The following is a 19,521-nucleotide window of genomic DNA, read 5'->3' on the forward strand; positions in this document are numbered from 1 at the left end:
TGTGTTATGTTAATATGATAATGATTCTCATTCTTGTTTAACCATGATTTTTGCGATCGCAGGTCCCCCCGGTGCTGGGAAAACCTACTGGATTCGAGAACAGATAGCCCAAAACCCCCAACCACAGTGCTATTTCGCCCCAGAGATTAATGGCGTGTGCATTGATAAAACCTGTTTAGCCACAGAATTTCCCCATCTGCACATCCTATCTCGTGGTCAAGAAGCCGAACTATTAACTTTAATTGAATCCGGGGTTAATGTTTATATTGAATTACCTTGTTATTTGGAATTATCCAACTTTGAACCCCTTTTAAATAACCTCGATTGTCAACGGATTGCTGTGCTACCTGCCACCCCGCAAAATTCCGAGTTTGAACAGTGGTCAGACCAAATAATTAACGGAAATTCAGCGGCAGCCCCCAGCCAAGAATTGTGGGAGAGTATATCTGATGATGTGCAAATTCATCAAGGGTTACTATCCGGCGAAATTATCGATTGGGCGAGTTTGACCGTGTTTTGGTTTGAACTCATTCATGGAGCATACGGTCAGGTAATTAGAGCTAAGGGAATTTTTGATATTGTTAGCGGTGAGTCAATTTATGGAGATTTCGTCTTTGGGACAGCTAATCGGGAGTTTGTCGCCCTGGATTTACCTATCCACACTTCCGGGAGACCTGAGCGATTTAGTGGCTTTGAAATTGTCGGAAAAGGATTAGATAAACAGGGGATATCACAAACTCTCAAAGATTGCTGTTTACCAGAATCTCATATTCACTATTATCAGCAACAAATGCAGCAGGATTCCTTAGCGATAGAAACCGAGGTTTTAGTATGAAAATAGCCGTCATGTCTTGTATTCATGGTAATTATGAAGCCTTGGATACAGTTTTGTTGGATATCGATAAACAAAAAGCTGACAAAATTTATTGTTTGGGAGATTTGGTCGGTTATGGTCCTTTTCCTCATGCCGTAGTTGAGCAAATTCGCTCCCTAGATATTCCCACTGTTCAAGGATGTTGGGATGAAGATATTGTCGAGGGATTAAATGCTTGTGAATGTAGTTATCCATCCCTATTGGCGGAACAAAGGGGGCGCTTGGCTCATGAGTGGACTAATGATAATGTTTACCCAGAAACCAGGGAATTTTTGGCTCAATTACCTTTGAGTTTAAAGAAGGATAATCTCTGTTTTGTTCATGGTTCCCCCCATAGCAACCATGAGTATTTGATGCCGAATATGGATGCTTTTACCGTGTTAGAAAGAGTTTTGTCTACTGATGCGGATGTGCTTTTTTGTGGACATACCCATGTTCCATACGTGCGACAGTTAGAAGCGGGTCAACTACAGGTTAAAATTCGCCAAATGGGTGGGGGTGAAAATCCACAAGATTGCAGTTTTCAGACTCCCTTAAAACGGGTGATTAATGTCGGTTCTGTCGGAGAACCTCGCCACGGTCGCCCTAATGCTACCTATGTGATTTATGATACCGATACCCAACAGGTTACTCTCCGAGAGGTTGAGTATGATTATCGCAAAACTTGTGCCGCCATTATTGAGAAGGGGTTACCGCCTATTTTTGCTTGGCGTTTATCTCAGGGTTTGGAATATGCCGAAAAAGCTGATGACCCGACCCATGTTTGTCAACGTTAAATAAGTTTCCAAAAACCTGGCAATTTGGGCAAATTTATGCTATAATAAAATTATCACTTTGCCCAATTTTCCGGGTAGATTAAGCCCGCCAATTGTAGTTTACTTTCACTTAAAAACATGACTTTAGCCCAGGAACTTCAAGCCAGTATCAATGGCAATTTACCCAATTTGACCACCGAAACAGCACCTTTAGTTTCTGAGGAAGAAATGCGTCAAGCGGTGCGGACTTTGTTACTGGGACTTGGAGAAAATCCCGACCGGGAAGGTTTGAAGGATACCCCTAAACGGGTGGTTAAAGCCTTAAAGTTTTTGACCTCTGGTTATCATCAGTCTCTGGATGAACTGCTAAATGGTGCGGTATTTCATGAGAATACTGATGAGATGGTTTTGGTGCGAGATATCGATATCTTTAGTTCTTGTGAACACCATATTTTACCTATCTTAGGTCGCGCTCATGTCGCTTATATTCCTGATGGTAAAGTTATCGGATTATCTAAGGTGGCTCGTATCTGTGAAATGTATGCTAGAAGGTTACAGGTTCAAGAAAGATTGACTGCTCAAATTGCCGATGCTTTACAGGGTTTACTCAAGCCGAAAGGGGTCGCTGTTGTCGTGGAAGCCAGCCATATGTGTATGGTCATGCGCGGTGTACAAAAGGTGGGTTCTTGGACTTCTACCAGTGCGGTGCGGGGGGTGTTTTCTGAGGATGCCAAAACTCGCCAAGAGTTTATGTCTTTGATTCGCCATACCCCGAATTTTAGCTAGTTTTTGGGGATTTTATCCTCGCCGTTTGGCGATCGCAATAGTTGGGTTGGGTTTGCGCCTAACTCAACACCTTATTTTACTTTTAAGTTATGGTTATGTGGGCTATTTTAAGCGGTATTGAAGGCAATTTGGTGGCTTATCAAGAAGTGGTTAAGGATATCATTAAACGCCGAGTTGAGATTGAACAGTTTTATATTTTGGGAGATTTGGTCGGTCCAAATCCTAACAGTGAATTGCTGGTTGAGATGGTCAGAAATGCCGCTGAGTCGGGAGAAATTCAACCCCAAGTCTGTCTGGGGTGGTGGGAGGAACAGTGTTTTAATTTGTATGGTTTTGGGACGAATGTACAGGGTGATGAATTGTTGAAAAAATATGGGGGAGATACGGTTAAGTTATTGTGGAAATCGGTTTCTCGGAAAACCGTTGAATGGCTGCGAGAACAGAATTTTGGCTTTTTAGAATTGGACTGTTTGTTAATTCATGGAAGTAGTGTAGGGGTCAGTGATGAACTGACCGTGGATACCCCGGCTTGGAAAATGTTGGATCGCTTGCAAAGGGTTGGCGCAAATCAGTTGTTTTGTGGTCGGTCTGGTCAGATTTTTGAGTATGAATTGGCGGCGGGTTCCCTGGCTTCTACTGTTCTAACTTTGGATGAACAACAACCTTCCCAAACTGTGGAATTGAAAAATAAAAAAGTGATTGGAGTCGGTGCGGTGGGTCGCCATTGGGGTACGGCTACCTATACTTTATATAATCCCTATTCTAATCAGGTTACATTTTGCAAAGTTGACTATGATTAATTGGGGGATTACTATATAATTTAATTGAGGATTTACTAGGAGTAATTTAAGATTATGACCGGAGCCACACAATCATCATCGGCTTTGATTCCAGATTTGCCGAAGCGGGGAATGCCTGTGACAATTATTACGGGTTTTTTGGGGAGTGGTAAAACCACTTTACTTAATCAAATTTTGGAAAATAAACAGAATTTGAAAATTGCGGTTTTGGTTAATGAATTTGGGGATATTAATATTGATTCTCAGTTGCTCGTCTCCACTGATGATGATATGGTGGAGTTGAGCAATGGTTGCATTTGCTGCACGATTAACGAGGGGTTAGTTGATGCGGTTTATCGGGTTTTGGAAAGAAGCGATCGCATTGATTATATGGTGATTGAAACTACAGGGGTGGCTGACCCTCTCCCGATTATTTTAACGTTTTTAGGTACGGAATTAAGAGATTTAACTAACCTGGATTCTGTGATTGGTGTGGTGGACTCGGAAAGTTTTACCCCAGATCACTTTGACAGTGAAGCGGCTTTAAAACAAATCTCCTACAGTGATATGATTATCTTGAATAAAACTGACTTGGCGACTGCTGAGAAGCTGCAAGAATTGGAGGCTTATATTTCCACCGTTAAACGGGGTGCAAGAATTATTAGAAGTGAATATGGTAGGGTTCCATTACCGTTAATTTTGGATGTGGGTTTAACGCCTACTGAAGAGTATCAAGACCACGACGACCACGACCACGACCACGACCACGACCACGACCACGACCACGACCACCATCATCATCATCACCATTCTGATCATTTAGCCAATGATGGTTTTGTGTCTATTGCATTTGAAAGCGATCGCCCTTTTGATGTCAAGAAATTCGAGCAATTTTTAACTGAAAAAATGCCAACTGGAGTATTTCGCGCTAAAGGGATTCTCTGGTTTAGTGAGAGTGAAACACCCTACATTTTTCAACTCAGCGGTCCCCGGTATGATATTCAACTAGGGGAAACTTTGAGACAATCTAAAAACCAGGTAGTTTTTATTGGTCGTCATCTCAACAGCGAGGAAATTAAGCAGCAGTTAAATAGTTGTTTAGTCTGACCTAACCAGGTGAGGGGGGTGGGTTGAGTCAGATTAACGGAATTAATCACTGAGAGTATAACCCCCCCTAGCAGATAATTATTTTAAATAGATTAATAGGTTTAATCCGGGGATGGTGCGAGAAAGGGTCCATAATAGCAGAATCAAATAGAGGACTCCCAAACTCCACTGATACCAAACCAAAGTGGTGATTAAACCGGGGACAAATTCATCGCGCATTCGCAGGTCATTAAAGCCAAATTTGAGCAAATTATTCAAACTGAAATCATAGTAATTTAACCAATTCCAACGCCGATCCCATAAAATCGGTAAATACCTTTCACGGAAGAGAGGATAACGCGGCATTATGGGAAGACGACCAATCATTAATCGTAACTGTCGCAGGCTACCATCTTCTGTTAAATAGGAGGTATTCAATAAATTATGATAGCGTCCGCGCCGATAAATAATCCCTAAAATTAGACCCGGAATAGGAAGGAGAAACACACCTAAACAGAGGAGGGTAAGTCCTGGTTGAGTAGAAGCGGAGAAAATTTCTAATAAACCGATCGCCGTAAATATAGCATAACTTCCCACCATAGAAGTAGTTTCTAAAGGGGTGGGAAGAATGGGAGATGGTCGCCAGCGTCTGACCCGATCTACCAGCCAAAACAATAAGCCAAAATAGGCGATCGCCACTATTCCCACCCCAAAAATTAGGGGAAAATTAGTGCCATATCCAGTTAGCAATAGCAAAATTTCCCACTGTAACCATTTGAGAATAGTTAACAGTTTTTCGACCCCATATTTGAGATGAGTTAGCCTCAAAAAACGCTGCCAACAACTACTATAGTTATCAGCTATAGCGGCTTCTTGACTATTGGCGATCGCGCGATTATATACTGTAATATAAGTCGCCAAATTAATATCATCCAGCCTGAGAATTTCCACCAAATTCCGAAAAGGTTGTTCTTCCCTAACTCGGACAATAGTTTCCGCCTGTTGCGGTTCAAAACCAATAGCCACCAACCGGGAAACGGAAGCGGTGTTAATATTCACCCCAAAAATTCGTCCCCACCAAGTATTTAATCGTAATTTCGCCCGCAACAACTCGATATAATTAGCATCAACAATTTGTTCCTGTTCCCGAAAATTTCTAATCAACTTTCGCAGTAAATTCTCATTTCCCTGAAGAGTCGGAACAGTTATCAATTGACCAATTATTCCCGGATCTCCCATAATTTGAGCGGCTTTAGAGTCAAACATAAAATGGTCAATATTCAACATTTTACCATGATTAAAACCCACATCACTAAAATCCATTAATCCCTCAATACTGGCTTCTCGGAGATTCAAGTTTTCACTAAAGCGAGTATCTCTAAAATCCACAGAATCCGCAAATCGAGACTGATTAAAACTCACAGAAGCATTAAATATAGACTTAGTAAAACCCGCCCTGTCTGACCACAAAGAATCGCTAAAATCTGTGCTTTCCTCCCAAACAGTTTTGTCAAAATCCGCCGCCCCACCAAATCGCACTTGGTGAAAATTACCCCCATTAAAATGACTACCTTGGAAGTCGGTTAATCCCTGAAAATTAGCTTGCTTAAATTGTGCAGATGTGATAAAATAGCTATGTTGAAAATTCGCAGATTCTCGGAAACTAGCCCCGCCAAAATTTGCCAACAAACTCAACCGACAATCAGACCAATTAGCGGTTTTCTGAAAATCTGCATAACGACTATCAACCCCTTTGAGAAAAAAGATATTGTGAAAATCAACTTTTCCCTGAAATTGTGTTTCTTCTAATTTCAATCGTCCCCGCCATACGGTTAATTTAGGCAAAGATGCTGAGGAAGATTGAGGGGATTTAAAAATTGATAAATAGGCGGATTTAGACTTAATTTGCTCTACTTCTTCCTGGGAAAATACAGATTTAATAGTTTCTTCAATCAGGGGAACTCTCACCCCCAAGTTACCCCCATTAAAATCTCCTTGAATTTGGGAATAACTCAAGTCTAATCCTAGGGGTTTAGTTGACTGATTTAGAGTAGTTTTTAATAGTCGATAAAACTGGTTCCTAAACTCAGCATTTTCGGGGCGTATATCAATAATGAGATGCTGTAAATCAATAGCAGCGACTCCCTCAATGTTGCTAGGATTATTTAGCCTTTCCTGGAGCAATTCTAGGGTCAATAAAGTGGGTTCTGGTTGACCATTTTCCGCCTGAACAGATAGGGATGAACGCAGCATAAAAACAGTCAACAGCAGAACACACAGGGCAATTTTAATTAGCCTCATTAACACCAACTAACCTTGATTCTCATCATCACTATCATCATCACTATCATCATCACTATCATCATTATCATTGATAACTAAGGCTAATTTACCTTTCATTCCCCCAGCTTCCAATAACTGATGAGAAGCGGCCGCCTCGGCGAGGGGAAAAGTTTGGTTAAGGCAAATATTTAACTTATTCTCATCAATTAACCTGGCACACTGCTGTAAAATCTTGGTTTGGTCTAACTGGTCATCCTCGCGATTTTGCAGCATGGGAGTTAACATCAATTCCAAAGAAATCCGCAGATTTTTAGTTCGGGCATCCTTGAGATTTCCGAGGGTAAAATCAGGTTCTAATATGGTGACAATATCTCCATAATTGCGGACGGCATAAACACTCTGAAAAAATGTTTCTTTCCCGACTGTATCAAAGGCTAAATCAACGCCTTCGCCTTGAGTCCAATGCAGGACAGCCTCGACAAAATCTTCCTCTTTATAGTTAATGACTAAATCAGCCCCTAACTCCTGAACAAAAGCGGCGTTTTCGGTTGAACTAACAGTAGTTGCTACTTCTGCCCCTTGCAGTTTAGCTAGTTGAATAGCGACATGACCAACACCTCCAGCCCCAGCATGAATTAGCACCTGCTGTCCGGGTTGTAACCTGCCGCGATCGTACAAAGCCTCCCAAGCAGTAATTAATACTAAAGGTGCGGCGGCAGCCTCAGCAAAGCCAAGGGAAATAGGTTTCCGGGCGATAAATTTTTCTTCTACTACTGTTAACTCGGCATAATTTCCGGTCTGTGCGCCGAGTCCACCATCACAAAAATAGACTTCATCACCAACGGCAAAATCTTCAACTGCGCTACCGACAGCTTCAACTATCCCAGCACCATCACAGCCTAAAATCGCGGGCATTTGGTCAGGATAAAATGTGCCACGACTGCGGAGTTTAGTATCAATAGGATTAACTCCGGCGGCTTTTAGTCGGACTAAAACTTGGGTGGCTGTTTTGATTTGCGGGTCGGGGACTTCTTGGAGTTGCAAAACCTCGGGTTTCCCAACTTTGGTCATGACAATGGCTTTCATCTGCTTCAATTTACCATTAGTAAAAGTTTTCCTAAGTCGGTGGGTCACATCACCACATTTTTCGGTTTCCCCAGGGAATGATTAATGTTTGGTGGGTCACATCACCACATTTTTCGGTTTCCCCAGGGAATGATTCAGTGTGACGCTTCGATGGGTTTCTACAGGGTTAATGATTGAGGGTTAGTTTCAATCAGTTGGGCGAGATATTGCAGGAAAGCTGCGGCATCTGCGCCGTAGATGATACGGTGATCGCAGGTAATGTTAACCTGCATTTGCGGTTTAATTCCCATCATGCCATCATCGGTGGCGACGACAGTAGGACGAGAAGCACCGATCGCCAAAATTGAACCCTGACCGGGAGGCAAAATGGCATCAAAGCGATCGACCCCAAACATCCCCAAGTTAGAGAGAGTAAAGGTTCCGCTGCTGTATTCTTGGGGTTGTAATTGTTTGCTGCGGGCGCGGGCGACTAAATCTTTCCAAGTGCGAGAGAGGGAATAAATATCAATCTGATCAGCATTGGAGAGTACGGGAGTAATTAACCCACCGTCGGGCATGGCTACTGCTACAGCAATATTAATAGCCTTATTGTACTGAATACCAGAGTCAACATAACTGGCATTGACAATAGGATATTTCTGTATAGCAACTGCCACCGCCTTAGCCAGCAAAGCGGTCATGGTCACACCTTTGGACTTAACCTGTTTATAGAGTTTATCCAAGTTGTCGGTAGTGATAGTGTAGCCCACATGGAAAGTAGGAACCTGCAAACTCGCCAACATATTGCGGACTACGGCATTTTGTAGAGTATTCATCCCCACAACCTCCCCTAAAGGAACCGGGGCTGGTGCGGGGGTGGCAATAGGTGTGGGAGGCGCAACAGGGGAAACAGTAGGTTGAGGCGCAACGGTAGGAGTCTGAGTCCTTCCGGTAGCCGCTTCGACATCTTCAGCCACAATGCGACCGTGGGGGCCACTACCCTGGAGGTTATTTAAGTCTACATTGAGTTGTTTCGCCAATTTGCGAGCGCGAGGAGTAGCGACAATGCGACCATTACGACGGCTAGGGGTGCTATCTATGGCAACGGTAGCGGCCACAGGTTCTGGAGTACCTACAGAGGGGGTAGGGGTAGCTTCTGGTGATGGGGTGGGGGCGGTGGCGGTGGCTTGTTTTTTGGCCTCTTCAATTTCCGCTTCTGTTTCGGCAATGAGGGCGATCGTTTGACCGACCCCAGCGGTTCCCCCTTCCGGAACGATAATGGTAGCTAAAAAGCCCTCGTAAAAGGCTTCTACATCCATATCAGCCTTATCTGATTCTACAATCAGGACGGTTTCCCCTTTCCCGACGCGATCGCCTGGGGATTTTTGCCACGATACAATTTTGCCCTCTGTCATAGTTGAACTGAGGGCGGGCATAAACACTTCGTGAATCATAATAGCCTCCTATTAGCTTGGAAAACCCGGCATAAAAATACCGGGGAGGAAAAGCCAGCCATCAATTGTAGCGGCTAGTTAACCTATTTATATCCAGGTTTACCCATTTTAAAATAGGATGGGATAAAATAGGTAATCATTAATGAGTGATGGGCTATGGCTTACCTAGAGCCTGCCGCCGTTCAGTCCATTAAACATCACCGCGTATTTCCTCAACCACACCGTCTCGCAGGAGAATTTCCACCTGCATTTTGCGGATTAAGTTATCACCCTGTTCGACCGCAAATACACTGTCAATTTGACCTTGGCTGACTTCCTGTTCTAGTTCCAAAGTTTGCAATTGCTGAAGTTGTTGGAGGATCTGATTTTTCTGATCCAGAAGTTTACTTTTTTGTTCATTCACCTGATTTTGGATATTATCAATTTGAACCAAAGTCTCTGGTCCTGGAGGTTGTAGGCTTTGTTTTTTGAGTTCCCCAATCATGCGTTGTCCTTGCATTTCCAGTTGTTGAAGCTGACTATCAAGCTGATTAATTTGGGCTTGTAGTTGTTGTTGTGCTTCTTCTTTCCAGCGAGGGGTAACCACAGCTTTCACGTTGATGGGACGTTTGAGAAGCAGTTGATTTTTAGAAATCTCCATGTATAGTGTCCTGTAGTTTTCACCAATTCAGTAATCGAGAGTCAGGGGGTGTTTTAGACGGTCTAAACCACCAAATCATCATGACGATCGCCAATAGCTTATGTTCAGAAGTTGACAAGAGTTAGGCGATCGCACCCAGCAGAAGTTATATTAATCGCCGTCAGGCCATCAAACCAGCCACAGGTGAGCCATCTATTACTGCTGACCCCGTTTAATACATCTCGTCAATCATATCGCGGTAACGTTCCATTACAACCGGGCGCTTGATTTTCAAAGTCTGGGTCAGTAGGCCATTATCAATACTAAAGGGTTCCAAAATCAACCTAAACTGACCAATGCGATCATCAGGTCGGAAACTAGGGCGGTTTTTGACCTGAAGGTTCAACTCCTGACGAAACAGACTTTGTATAGGCTGACTATCGATAGCGATCGCATTTTCAGTTTCCCCCTGTTGTTCTTCCCCAGGTACTTGCAGATGCAAACCCTGTCCACTAGCCCACTGTTTCAGCGCATCCAAATTAGGCACAATTAGCGCTCCCAGGGACTTCTGGTCTTGACCAACCAAAACAATTTGGTCAATATAGGGACTACGAACACAAGCATCCTCAATCGGTTGAGGTTCGATATTCTCCCCATTAGTTAACACAATCGTATCTTTTGCTCGTCCCGTCAACACCAAATCTTTCTGAGGAGTCAGCCAACCGAGATCTCCCGTATCAAACCACCCCTCCGGGTCAATAGCCTTATCAGTGGCTTCAGGATTTTGAAAATAGCCCGTCATCACCTGGGGACCCCGCGCCAAAACCAACCCCTTATATCCCGGTTCACAGGTTTGGCGAGTCTCCGGGTCAATAATCCGAATTTCCGTTTCAGGGATAGGTCGCCCCGCAGAACCCCGTAAATTATGGCTAGGTCGTCGCGCCGTCAAAACCGGAGCAGTTTCCGTCAACCCATAACCCACCAACAGGTCAATTCCCACAATTTCATAGAAATTTTCCAAGTGCATGGCTAGCGACCCACCACCACTAATAGCAAACTTGAGTTTTCCCCCCACAGCCTGCCGCACCTTCTGATAAATCAATTTATCCCCCAAGGCGTGAACAGGAGTTAACAGAATAGTTTGCAATTTAGCCAAAGCTGTGGATGAGTTCTGGTTACTACCTTGTCCGGGAATTGTCAATTTTTGTACAATGCGGCGGGCTTGAATATAGCGGTTGCTCATCCCAAAGAAGAAATTAACCAACTTTTGCCGGGTGGCGGGTCCATCACGAAACTGCTTCTGCGCCGCCTCATAAATCGATTCCCAAATCCGAGGCACACTAACCATATACTGAGGCTTAAACTCCTGCAAATCCTGCTTAAAATAGCGGATATTAGTGTAAATCACCATGGTTCCCCGGGACAGAAAATAATATTGTCCACTCCGCCCCAAACTATGCCACGTCGGCAGAATGCTCAGGACAATTTCCCCCGGTTGCGGCGCAATCACATCAGCAATAGTAATCAGTTGGTGCAAAAAATTCCGGTGAGTTAACATCACCCCCTTGGGTTTCCCGGTTGTCCCAGAGGTATAAAGCAGAGTCGCTAAATCTTCCAGTTTGGTAGTGGGGGGATTTAACAAAGTCATATCCTCACCCTTAGTCATCAGTTGGCTAAAGTTGACAATGGGTATACTTAGGCTATCCTCAGCGGTTATGTCTTCATCCGACAGTAACACCACAAACCGAATCGGCAAATCTTGGATCGCTTTTTCTAACTTGTGCAGTAAGGCTAGGTTATCGACTACTAACCCCGTACTCCCACTATTTTGGAGAATATAGGCGAGTTCTTGGGGGTCGGCGGTCGCACCTCTCACCACATTAGCAGCTCCGGCGGTGAGAATACCTTGATCAGCAATCATCCACCGGGGACTATCATCAGCAAATAAGGCGACACGACTAGGTAAGTCCTCGGCGGGTTCAACTCCCAATTGTTGCAGTCCGGCCGCAAATTGTTGGATCTGAGTCCACAGGTCGCTATAGGTGATTTGTACTTCTGGCTGACTGTGGGGGTTAAATAGGGCGACTTGTTGCGGGATCTGTTGGGCGAGAATTGGCCAAATTTCTGGTAAGGATTGAACAGATTGATACTGGGCGGTTAGGTTAGAGTTATCCATCATAAGTTAATTGGCTCTGTAGTTATTAGGCGATCGCTATCTTTATCGTCATTAGCAGCATATATTTCGATTATGGTATCTTTAATTGGATCAACTTTGATACCCAAGGGGACAGATATATAATTGTCCCTAGGACAGTGGCAACCCAATTTTAGATAAAATTTGTTAATGATAGAAACGGCGATCGGTTCAAACAATCGCATAATATTAATCGGTATAGGTTGATCCAATGGGTCGGGAGGATATAAAGGGATGGTTCAGGAAATCCAACGTCAAAACTCTGATGTCAATTTGGCAGAACAAGTACCAATGGAACCATTGGCGATCGATGTTCATGCTGATCAGTTCATTGATGACATCTTTCAGGATATCGATCGCAGTCTCAGTGGTATAACTAAGCTGCCTAAAGACCCTGTACAGCCGGAGTTTGTCTCACTTCAATCTATTAAGGTTCCTCAGATTATTCTGCCTTCCGTCGAAACTGAGGCTGATAGTGAGGTCGCTATTTCCGCAGAAACTCAACTCCGCGACGCTAACGCCGATCGCTCTCATTCCTTTGATAAAATTCTATTGGGGGCCGCCTGTGCTTCCCTCGTGGTTACTTTGTCCCTGTGGATGGCAACTAGAGGCGGTCTGGAGCGACTGTTTGCCCCTGCACCTGTGGCCGTAGATCCTCAATTGAGCGGACAAACCCAGGCAGATGCTAAGTTTGTCAATTATTTACAGCGATCGCTCGAAGCCATTAGCCGTAACAAAGCTGGAACCGCTCAACCAGCTATGGCTCAACCTGTCCCCGGCGCTCCCCCAATGATGGAACTCCCTACCCTAGCAATTCCTGACACTCCAGCTCCCGCCCCAGCCCCTGATGCCGCCGCCCTCGCTAATACTAATAATTTAATTGCTGCTATCAACCGGGTCGCTGAGGCAGTTCAAGAAGCCTCTAATCAGACCGCAGCCTTGTCTAATCAAGTTATGGCAAGTCTGCAAGCCCAAAATCAGCAAAATCAACAACCAGCGCCACAAGCACAGGCTACCCCAGGGGGTCAAGCATCCGGGGTAGTTCCTGAAACCACCGCCTCTAGTTCTCCTGCACCCACCACCACCCAGGAAACCACCGCCTCTGCTCCCGTCAGCATTCCTGACCCCCCAGCAATTCCTACTCCCCCCACTGCGCCCCCCGAAGAAACAGCCGCCGTGTCACCAGATACTACTACTTCCCCCGCTGCTGCTATTCATACCTTAGTCGGGATTTTGGAATTAGGCGATCGTTCCGCCGCCTTATTTGAAGTCAATGGAGTAGCTCGCCGTATTTATGTCGGTGAAAGTATTGCAGCCAGCGGCTGGAGTTTATCATCAGTTGCTAACCAGGAAGCCGTCATTCGTCGCAATGGAGAAGTCCGCAGCATCGTTGTCGGCGAGAGATTTTGAACCGAAAATTTCTCCAAATATGCAGGCGGGTATATTGTCGTTATTTGACACCATATAACCCGCCTTTTAATTGATGTCTATGATACCACTTAAAATCACCAATAATATAGATATTGCCATCACTATCAGCCACTATTAACAGCCATTTTTCCCATATAGTTGCTGATGTAATTATTCATATTGCCCCCATTTTATCAATCGTAGTTTTCCTAGGTTTTTATTAATCTTTAGAGCGAGATTAATTAAATTTCATGTCAAAATTTACCCCTCCTCCTGTATAATCCCGGTGTAACTGTGAGAGTAAACCCAAATAGGAATAGTTATCAAAAGGGGACTCAATACCTAAGTCGCAAAGCTCCTGCTTGCAGAGCCAATTAACTTGATTCACCAAACTGGATTGGGGGTAGATTGTTTAGAGGAATGTGGGGTTATGGTCGAAAGGGAAGTCGCCTTCCCCAACTCCAATTCAAAACCGTGCTTGATACTTTCACATCACACGGCTCCTGATGTGGATACCCCTTTTGACATCGGGAACAGGGTAACGACTCCCTGCTTTTGTGATTTCAACTTTTGGAGCTAAATACAACATCGTAGTGTTTAAACTCGCTTTCGTCGTAAACACTCCTAATTGTCGCAGTCTCTATATCCACACCGTGACTAGTGGGCATATCCTAACCATTACAGTTAGGCATTGGCTTTCAGTCACATCCTTTCCCCTTAAAGGTATACGCTTACACTTTCACTACTCCGCAGGTACATCCTGCCACTTGAGAGCCTAAAAGGGGTTTAAACGTTCCGTTTATACGGGCATTCCATCTTTAGATTTGTCCTCTCCACCGGGGTACTTTTAAAAGTCTGTGTAGGTGATGTCATGATTACCCTACTTTTCCCCTTGCTCTTTTGAACGCAGCGTATCAACCTGTTTCGCTGCTAAATCATTACGATGGTTCAAGCCGGACATTCGGTTTCCCTAATCATGGATGGTTGGCAGTGGTCGCATTTGGTAGTAGGTTCTACTTCACGCCTTCCGTTCCCCGCTTCAATCCTGGGGTTATGATTCCCAAAACTGGGGGTGGCTATCGCCGTTACTCTCAACGCAATTGTTAAGGAATCATTAATATTTCCAGTTGGGCGTTTTGACCTTGAGTTCCCTGCCTTGTTTTGTATATTTCTATACCAAACGTTGGGACATATAAACAGTTATGGGATGGTCAGGGTACGAGTCCCTTATATTTCACCAAGGGGTGAAAGTCCCACTAGGAGGTTATTTCAGGCATTGCAGCCTTATTTGACTCCTAAACGTCTCGCACCACAATTATGATTTAATTGTACAGGGTAAACCCGGGTTGCCGACCCTTTGGGCTGAAGTCCATCTGGGGGAAATTTACCTCGAATCCGGCATTCAGTAATCAGCAGCACCAGCGCCCCATGTTCATAAGCAGCCATATCCCAGTTTTATAGTTCCCTTAGTTACTCGATAATCTCAGTTGATTTTACTTTAATTTAGCTGATGGTTTTGTGCATCATCATAAAAACAAGGATATTTAGTTTATGCAGATTATTAATACCATACATTTTCGTAATCTCAAAGGCGACATATTTGGTGGTTTAACCGCCGCCGTCGTCGCTTTACCTATGTCCCTAGCTTTCGGAATCGCCTCTGGGGCGGGGGCTTCTGCTGGTTTATGGGGCGCAATATTAATCGGATTTTTTGCTTCCTTATTTGGCGGAACTCCTAGCCTAATTTCTGAACCCACAGGTCCCATGACCGTCATTATCACAGCAGTCATAGCCGAATTAATGGCTAAGAACCCAGAAAACGGTTTAGCCATGGCTTTTACCGTAGTCATGCTCGCCGGTATCTTTCAAATTATCTTTGGGGTTTTAAAATTAGGTAAGTATATTACCATGCTGCCCTATAACGTGATTTCCGGGTTTATGACCGGAATTGGCGTGATTCTGATTTTTCTACAAATAGCCCCCTTCCTGGGTCAAGCAACCCCCCCTGGTGGCGTAATTGGTGTCATCAGAAATTTTCCCGATATAATTTCCAATATTAATCCTTGGGAAACTATTTTAGGGTCAATTACTTTAGCTATTCTGTTCTTTTATCCAGCTAATCTCAAAAAAGTTGTACCTCCTCAACTCGTCGCTTTACTCATTGGTACAATCATTTCCTTAGTCGTATTTAGTGGCGTAGAAATTCGGACAATTTCCACCATTGGTGAAATTACCCCCGGCTTTCCTGAACCACAAATGCCCACATTTACCCAAGAAGATTTGCGGTTAATGTTTGTCAATGCTATGGTCTTAGGAATGGTCGGTTCTATTGATTGTCTGTTAACTTGTTTAGTATCAGATAGTCTCACCCGCACCGAACATAACTCCAATAAAGAATTAATCGGTCAGGGTGCAGCCAATTTAATTACTGGTTTGTGCGGTGGTATTCCCGGTTCAGGAGCCACCACAGCCACCGTCGTCAGTATTTACGCAGGAGGACGCACCGCCTTAGCTGGAATTACTCGCGCTGTTATATTGTTAATTGTCGTGTTATGGGCAGCACCTTTAACCTCTGGTATCCCTTTAGCAGTTTTGGCAGCTATTGTCCTCAAAGTCGGTATTAATATCATTGATTGGGGATTTTTAAAGCGGGTTCACCAAATTTCTTGGAAAGCCGCTGGCATTGTTTATGGTGTCGTTATCCTCACCGTATTTGTTGATTTAATGGTAGCCGTCGCTGTCGGTGTCTTTATTGCCAATATCTTGACCATTGAACGTCTGAATGAGTTTCAGTCTCAGTCTGTAAAAGCTATCACTGATGCCGATGACCAAATTGTTCTAAATGCTCAAGAAAAGGAAATTTTAGACTTGGCAAATGGCCGGGTTCTGCTGTTCCATTTGAGTGGTCCGATGATTTTTGGGGTGGCTAAAGCTATTTCCCGAGAACATCAGGCTATTAATAGTTATGATGTGTTGATTGTTGATTTAAGTGAAGTGCCAATTTTGGGCGTGACTTCTTCCTTGGCTATTGAAAGTTCCATTAAAGAGGCAATTGATGCAGGTCGTGATGTGATTGTAGTCGGTGCAACTGGTAAGGTGAAAGGCAGGTTAGAAAAATTGGGAATTGCTGGCTTAATTCCTGGTAATTATTGGATGGGCGATCGCTTAACAGCACTCAAAGAAGGTTTAGCGATCGTCAAGCAAAAACAGCCCAGCATCACCACTAATGCTGATCTCTCCTAGCTGTAGGGCCAGATAATTTTTCTGGTGCGTCAGCAATCAATTATCCCCTATTCCTTCCCATTTTCTCTATCTGACGCACCCTACCAGCTAGGGACTCAGCCCCCCGAACCTAGCCATAATCACCGAAATATCCCATAAGCTGGTCAGGGGTGGCTCTATCAGAAAAAATTAAGAAAATGTGTAGACAAATATTTATTTTGGATATATGATTCATTGCAATCTATGAATTAAAATTTTGTTATAGATTAATAGCGATAAATACCTGGTTGTTAACTGTTTTCCCTGATCATGCAACTCCTGAATCATATTCACTTTAGAAACGTTCGGGGCGATATCTTTGGTGGCATGACTGCTGCTATCATTGCCCTACCCATGGCTCTAGCTTTCGGTGTCGCTTCCGGTGCTGGTCCTGCTGCTGGCTTATATGGAGCCGTCCTAGTTGGTTTTTTTGCTGCTCTGTTTGGGGGAACCCCAACCCTCATTTCTGAGCCTACCGGTCCCATGACCGTGGTTATGACTGCTGTTATTGCTAACCTCACCGCTGCTAATCCTGAGAACGGGTTATGGTCGAAAGGGAAGTCGCCTTCCCCAACTCCAATTCAAAACCGTGCTTGATACTTTCACATCACACGGCTCCTGATGTGGATACCCCTTTTGACATCGGGAACAGGGTAACGACTCCCTGCTTTTGTGATTTCAACTTTTGGAGCTAAATACAACATCGTAGTGTTTAAACTCGCTTTCGTCGTAAACACTCCTAATTGTCGCAGTCTCTATATCCACACCGTGACTAGTGGGCATATCCTAACCATTACAGTTAGGCATTGGCTTTCAGTCACATCCTTTCCCCTTAAAGGTATACGCTTACACTTTCACTACTCCGCAGGTACATCCTGCCACTTGAGAGCCTAAAAGGGGTTTAAACGTTCCGTTTATACGGGCATTCCATCTTTAGATTTGTCCTCTCCACCGGGGTACTTTTAAAAGTCTGTGTAGGTGATGTCATGATTACCCTACTTTTCCCCTTGCTCTTTTGAACGCAGCGTATCAACCTGTTTCGCTGCTAAATCATTACGATGGTTCAAGCCGGACATTCGGTTTCCCTAATCATGGATGGTTGGCAGTGGTCGCATTTGGTAGTAGGTTCTACTTCACGCCTTCCGTTCCCCGCTTCAATCCTGGGGTTATGATTCCCAAAACTGGGGGTGGCTATCGCCGTTACTCTCAACGCAATTGTTAAGGAATCATTAATATTTCCAGTTGGGCGTTTTGACCTTGAGTTCCCTGCCTTGTTTTGTATATTTCTATACCAAACGTTGGGACATATAAACAGTTATGGGATGGTCAGGGTACGAGTCCCTTATATTTCACCAAGGGGTGAAAGTCCCACTAGGAGGTTATTTCAGGCATTGCAGCCTTATTTGACTCCTAAACGTCTCGCACCATGGCCATGGCTTTTACCGTGGTGATGATGGCAGGGATTGTCCAAATTGTATTTGGTTTTCTGCGTCTGGGTAAATATGTCACCCTCATGCCCTATACAGTTATCTCCGGCTTTATGTCCGGGATTGGTATAATTCTCGTAGTTCTCCAAATCGGTCCTTTTTTGGGGCAGGCTCCCCCCAGAGGTGGTGTCATTGGTACTATTCAGAATATACCATTACTGCTGACTAATATTAACCCCTCTGAAACCATCTTGGGTCTCATCACTGTGGCAATTCTGGTGTTGATGCCTGGTAAGCTAAAACGCTTGGTTCCTCCTCAGTTATTAGCCTTGGTTGCCGTCACCATATTTTCCCTAATTGCTTTTCCTGATATTGATATTCGTCGAATTGGTGAAATTCCTACCGGTCTCCCCTCCCTGCAAGTTCCTACATTTAGTGCAGGCCAAATCCAGACCATGTTCATTGATTCCTTGGTGCTGGGGATGTTGGGTTGTATTGATGCTCTCCTCACCTCTGTGATTTCTGACAGTCTCACCCGCTATCAACACGACTCTGATAAAGAATTGATTGGTCAAGGATTAGGAAACCTCGCTTCTGGTTTGTTTGGCGGTATTCCTGGGGCGGGAGCTACTATGGGGACAGTGGTTAATATTCAGGCTGGCGGTCGCACGGCTTTATCCGGTCTCACTCGTGCAATTATTCTGTTAGTTGTGGTGCTGTGGGCGGCTCCTTTAACTCAAAGTATCCCTATGGCGGTTTTGGCTGGTATTGCCTTAAAAGTTGGTGTTGATATCATCGATTGGGGCTTCTTGAAACGCGCCCACAAGGTATCTGTCAAAGCTGCCTTGATTATGTATGGGGTGATTGGTTTAACTGTTTTTGTTGACTTGATTATGGCTGTGGGCTTGGGGCTATTTGTCGCTAATATCCTCACTATTCAGCGCCTCACTGATTTGCGTTCTAAGGATGTTAAAGCCATTACTGATGCTGATGACAACATTGTTCTAAGTCCCGATGAAAAAGCATTGCTCAAGCAGGCTAATGGTCGCATTCTACTTTTCCATCTTAGCGGTCCGATGATTTTTGGTGTATCTAAAGCGATCGCCCGTGAACACGCAGTTATTGGTAGCTATGATGTTCTCATCTTAGATTTAAGTGATGTGCCTCTGTTGGGGGTCACTTCTTCTCTCGCCTTGGAAAATGCTATTAAAGAAGCCGTTGATCTCGGTCGTCATGTTTTCATTGTCGGCGCTGCTGGACAGTGTAAACAGCGCTTACAGAAGTTGGGAGTTTTTGAAATGCTCAGTCCCGATAATTTGGTCATGGATAGAATGCAAGCTCTACAGACAGCAGTGGCTATGGTTCGTTCCTCTACTGGTCCTATTCCAGAGGTTGCCGAAGTTAATTATCCTCATGGTTCTTCCATTCTTCCAGATGATTTGACCATCAATAATTGAACCCTACCCCCAAACCGGGCTTCTCTCAAGAAACCCGGTTTGCCTCCGGATTTCTGGTTTTTCACAAAGAT

General features: G+C 44.3%; 14 protein-coding genes and 2 pseudogenes. 9 read left to right on the forward strand and 7 right to left on the reverse strand.

The window, feature by feature from the left end; genetic code table 11:
- Positions 1 to 43 precede the first annotated feature (43 nt).
- From NLZ44_RS04000 to NLZ44_RS04020, 5 genes are all read left to right on the forward strand, one after another.
- Complete coding sequence (locus NLZ44_RS04000) at positions 44 to 835, forward strand: GTP-binding protein (RefSeq protein WP_493751930.1); 792 nt, start codon at positions 44 to 46, stop codon at positions 833 to 835.
- Positions 832 to 1,650 carry a metallophosphoesterase family protein gene (locus NLZ44_RS04005; protein WP_493751931.1) on the forward strand — a complete coding sequence of 273 codons (819 nt, stop codon included), beginning with the start codon at positions 832 to 834 and terminating at the stop codon, positions 1,648 to 1,650. Before NLZ44_RS04000 ends, NLZ44_RS04005 begins: the two co-directional genes overlap by 4 nt.
- A gap of 117 nt (positions 1,651 to 1,767) precedes the next feature.
- Positions 1,768 to 2,415, forward strand: coding sequence for a GTP cyclohydrolase I FolE (folE, locus tag NLZ44_RS04010; RefSeq protein ID WP_006624427.1), 648 nt, complete (start codon positions 1,768 to 1,770; stop codon positions 2,413 to 2,415).
- 95 nt (positions 2,416 to 2,510) lie between these two features.
- Positions 2,511 to 3,215: a metallophosphatase gene (locus tag NLZ44_RS04015; RefSeq protein WP_493751932.1), complete on the forward strand. Its 705-nt coding sequence runs from the start codon at positions 2,511 to 2,513 to the stop codon at positions 3,213 to 3,215.
- Between the two features lie 54 nt (positions 3,216 to 3,269).
- The gene (locus tag NLZ44_RS04020) at positions 3,270 to 4,301 is read left to right on the forward strand and encodes a CobW family GTP-binding protein (RefSeq protein ID WP_008052330.1); all 1,032 of its coding nucleotides are present in this window, start codon (positions 3,270 to 3,272) and stop codon (positions 4,299 to 4,301) included.
- Between the two features lie 78 nt (positions 4,302 to 4,379).
- On the opposite strand, the gene NLZ44_RS04025 is transcribed toward NLZ44_RS04020, so the two are convergent.
- The 6 genes from NLZ44_RS04025 to NLZ44_RS04050 all read right to left on the reverse strand — a co-directional run bounded on the left by NLZ44_RS04025 (position 4,380) and on the right by NLZ44_RS04050 (position 12,080).
- Complete coding sequence (locus tag NLZ44_RS04025; protein WP_493751933.1) at positions 4,380 to 6,581, reverse strand: pentapeptide repeat-containing protein; 2,202 nt, start codon at positions 6,579 to 6,581, stop codon at positions 4,380 to 4,382.
- A 9-nt stretch (positions 6,582 to 6,590) separates the two neighbouring features.
- Complete coding sequence (locus tag NLZ44_RS04030) at positions 6,591 to 7,649, reverse strand: zinc-dependent alcohol dehydrogenase family protein (protein WP_111893600.1); 1,059 nt, start codon at positions 7,647 to 7,649, stop codon at positions 6,591 to 6,593.
- A gap of 158 nt (positions 7,650 to 7,807) precedes the next feature.
- On the reverse strand, positions 7,808 to 9,082 hold the full coding sequence (locus NLZ44_RS04035; protein WP_006624421.1) for a dihydrolipoamide acetyltransferase family protein: 1,275 nt from the start codon (positions 9,080 to 9,082) through the stop codon (positions 7,808 to 7,810).
- A gap of 190 nt (positions 9,083 to 9,272) precedes the next feature.
- Positions 9,273 to 9,722, reverse strand: a complete 450-nt coding sequence (locus tag NLZ44_RS04040; protein ID WP_006624420.1) for a YlqD family protein — start codon at positions 9,720 to 9,722, stop codon at positions 9,273 to 9,275.
- Between the two features lie 211 nt (positions 9,723 to 9,933).
- Positions 9,934 to 11,877 carry an AMP-dependent synthetase/ligase gene (locus NLZ44_RS04045; protein ID WP_493752945.1) on the reverse strand — a complete coding sequence of 648 codons (1,944 nt, stop codon included), beginning with the start codon at positions 11,875 to 11,877 and terminating at the stop codon, positions 9,934 to 9,936.
- Positions 11,877 to 12,080 carry a hypothetical protein gene (locus tag NLZ44_RS04050; RefSeq protein WP_493751934.1) on the reverse strand — a complete coding sequence of 68 codons (204 nt, stop codon included), beginning with the start codon at positions 12,078 to 12,080 and terminating at the stop codon, positions 11,877 to 11,879. Before NLZ44_RS04050 ends, NLZ44_RS04045 begins: the two co-directional genes overlap by 1 nt.
- Positions 12,081 to 12,129: 49 nt before the next feature.
- Between NLZ44_RS04050 and NLZ44_RS04055 the strand changes: the two genes are divergently transcribed.
- Entirely contained in the window at positions 12,130 to 13,305 is a 1,176-nt protein-coding gene (locus NLZ44_RS04055) for a hypothetical protein (protein WP_493751935.1), read from the forward strand.
- A 1,284-nt stretch (positions 13,306 to 14,589) separates the two neighbouring features.
- Here NLZ44_RS04055 and NLZ44_RS04060 read toward each other — a convergent pair.
- Positions 14,590 to 14,751 carry a hypothetical protein gene (locus tag NLZ44_RS04060; protein WP_493751936.1) on the reverse strand — a complete coding sequence of 54 codons (162 nt, stop codon included), beginning with the start codon at positions 14,749 to 14,751 and terminating at the stop codon, positions 14,590 to 14,592.
- Between the two features lie 105 nt (positions 14,752 to 14,856).
- Here NLZ44_RS04060 and bicA point away from each other — a divergent pair, with 105 nt between their 5' ends.
- The 3 genes and pseudogenes from bicA to NLZ44_RS04075 form a co-directional block, all read left to right on the forward strand.
- Entirely contained in the window at positions 14,857 to 16,548 is a 1,692-nt protein-coding gene (gene bicA / locus NLZ44_RS04065; protein ID WP_493751937.1) for a bicarbonate transporter BicA, read from the forward strand.
- 288 nt (positions 16,549 to 16,836) lie between these two features.
- Positions 16,837 to 17,112 (forward strand): annotated as a pseudogene (locus tag NLZ44_RS04070) (SulP family inorganic anion transporter); the annotation flags it as partial.
- Between the two features lie 880 nt (positions 17,113 to 17,992).
- Positions 17,993 to 19,450 (forward strand): annotated as a pseudogene (locus NLZ44_RS04075) (SulP family inorganic anion transporter); the annotation flags it as partial.
- Between the last annotated feature and the right edge of the window lie 71 nt (positions 19,451 to 19,521).

Source organism: Arthrospira sp. PCC 9901, assembly GCF_059013425.1.

Excerpts from the sequence above, each read along its gene's own strand:
- NLZ44_RS04000 (WP_493751930.1), top strand. The coding sequence starts at position 44 with ATGATTTTTGCGATCGCAGGTCCCCCCGGTGCTGGGAAAACCTACTGG.
- NLZ44_RS04060 (WP_493751936.1), bottom strand. The coding sequence starts at position 14,751 with ATGGCTGCTTATGAACATGGGGCGCTGGTGCTGCTGATTACTGAATGC.
- NLZ44_RS04005 (WP_493751931.1), top strand. The coding sequence starts at position 832 with ATGAAAATAGCCGTCATGTCTTGTATTCATGGTAATTATGAAGCCTTG.
- NLZ44_RS04035 (WP_006624421.1), bottom strand. The coding sequence starts at position 9,082 with ATGATTCACGAAGTGTTTATGCCCGCCCTCAGTTCAACTATGACAGAG.
- NLZ44_RS04025 (WP_493751933.1), bottom strand. The coding sequence starts at position 6,581 with ATGAGGCTAATTAAAATTGCCCTGTGTGTTCTGCTGTTGACTGTTTTT.
- NLZ44_RS04045 (WP_493752945.1), bottom strand. The coding sequence starts at position 11,877 with ATGGATAACTCTAACCTAACCGCCCAGTATCAATCTGTTCAATCCTTA.
- NLZ44_RS04020 (WP_008052330.1), top strand. The coding sequence starts at position 3,270 with ATGACCGGAGCCACACAATCATCATCGGCTTTGATTCCAGATTTGCCG.
- NLZ44_RS04040 (WP_006624420.1), bottom strand. The coding sequence starts at position 9,722 with ATGGAGATTTCTAAAAATCAACTGCTTCTCAAACGTCCCATCAACGTG.
- NLZ44_RS04030 (WP_111893600.1), bottom strand. The coding sequence starts at position 7,649 with ATGAAAGCCATTGTCATGACCAAAGTTGGGAAACCCGAGGTTTTGCAA.
- folE (WP_006624427.1), top strand. The coding sequence starts at position 1,768 with ATGACTTTAGCCCAGGAACTTCAAGCCAGTATCAATGGCAATTTACCC.
- NLZ44_RS04050 (WP_493751934.1), bottom strand. The coding sequence starts at position 12,080 with ATGCGATTGTTTGAACCGATCGCCGTTTCTATCATTAACAAATTTTAT.
- NLZ44_RS04055 (WP_493751935.1), top strand. The coding sequence starts at position 12,130 with ATGGTTCAGGAAATCCAACGTCAAAACTCTGATGTCAATTTGGCAGAA.
- NLZ44_RS04015 (WP_493751932.1), top strand. The coding sequence starts at position 2,511 with ATGTGGGCTATTTTAAGCGGTATTGAAGGCAATTTGGTGGCTTATCAA.
- bicA (WP_493751937.1), top strand. The coding sequence starts at position 14,857 with ATGCAGATTATTAATACCATACATTTTCGTAATCTCAAAGGCGACATA.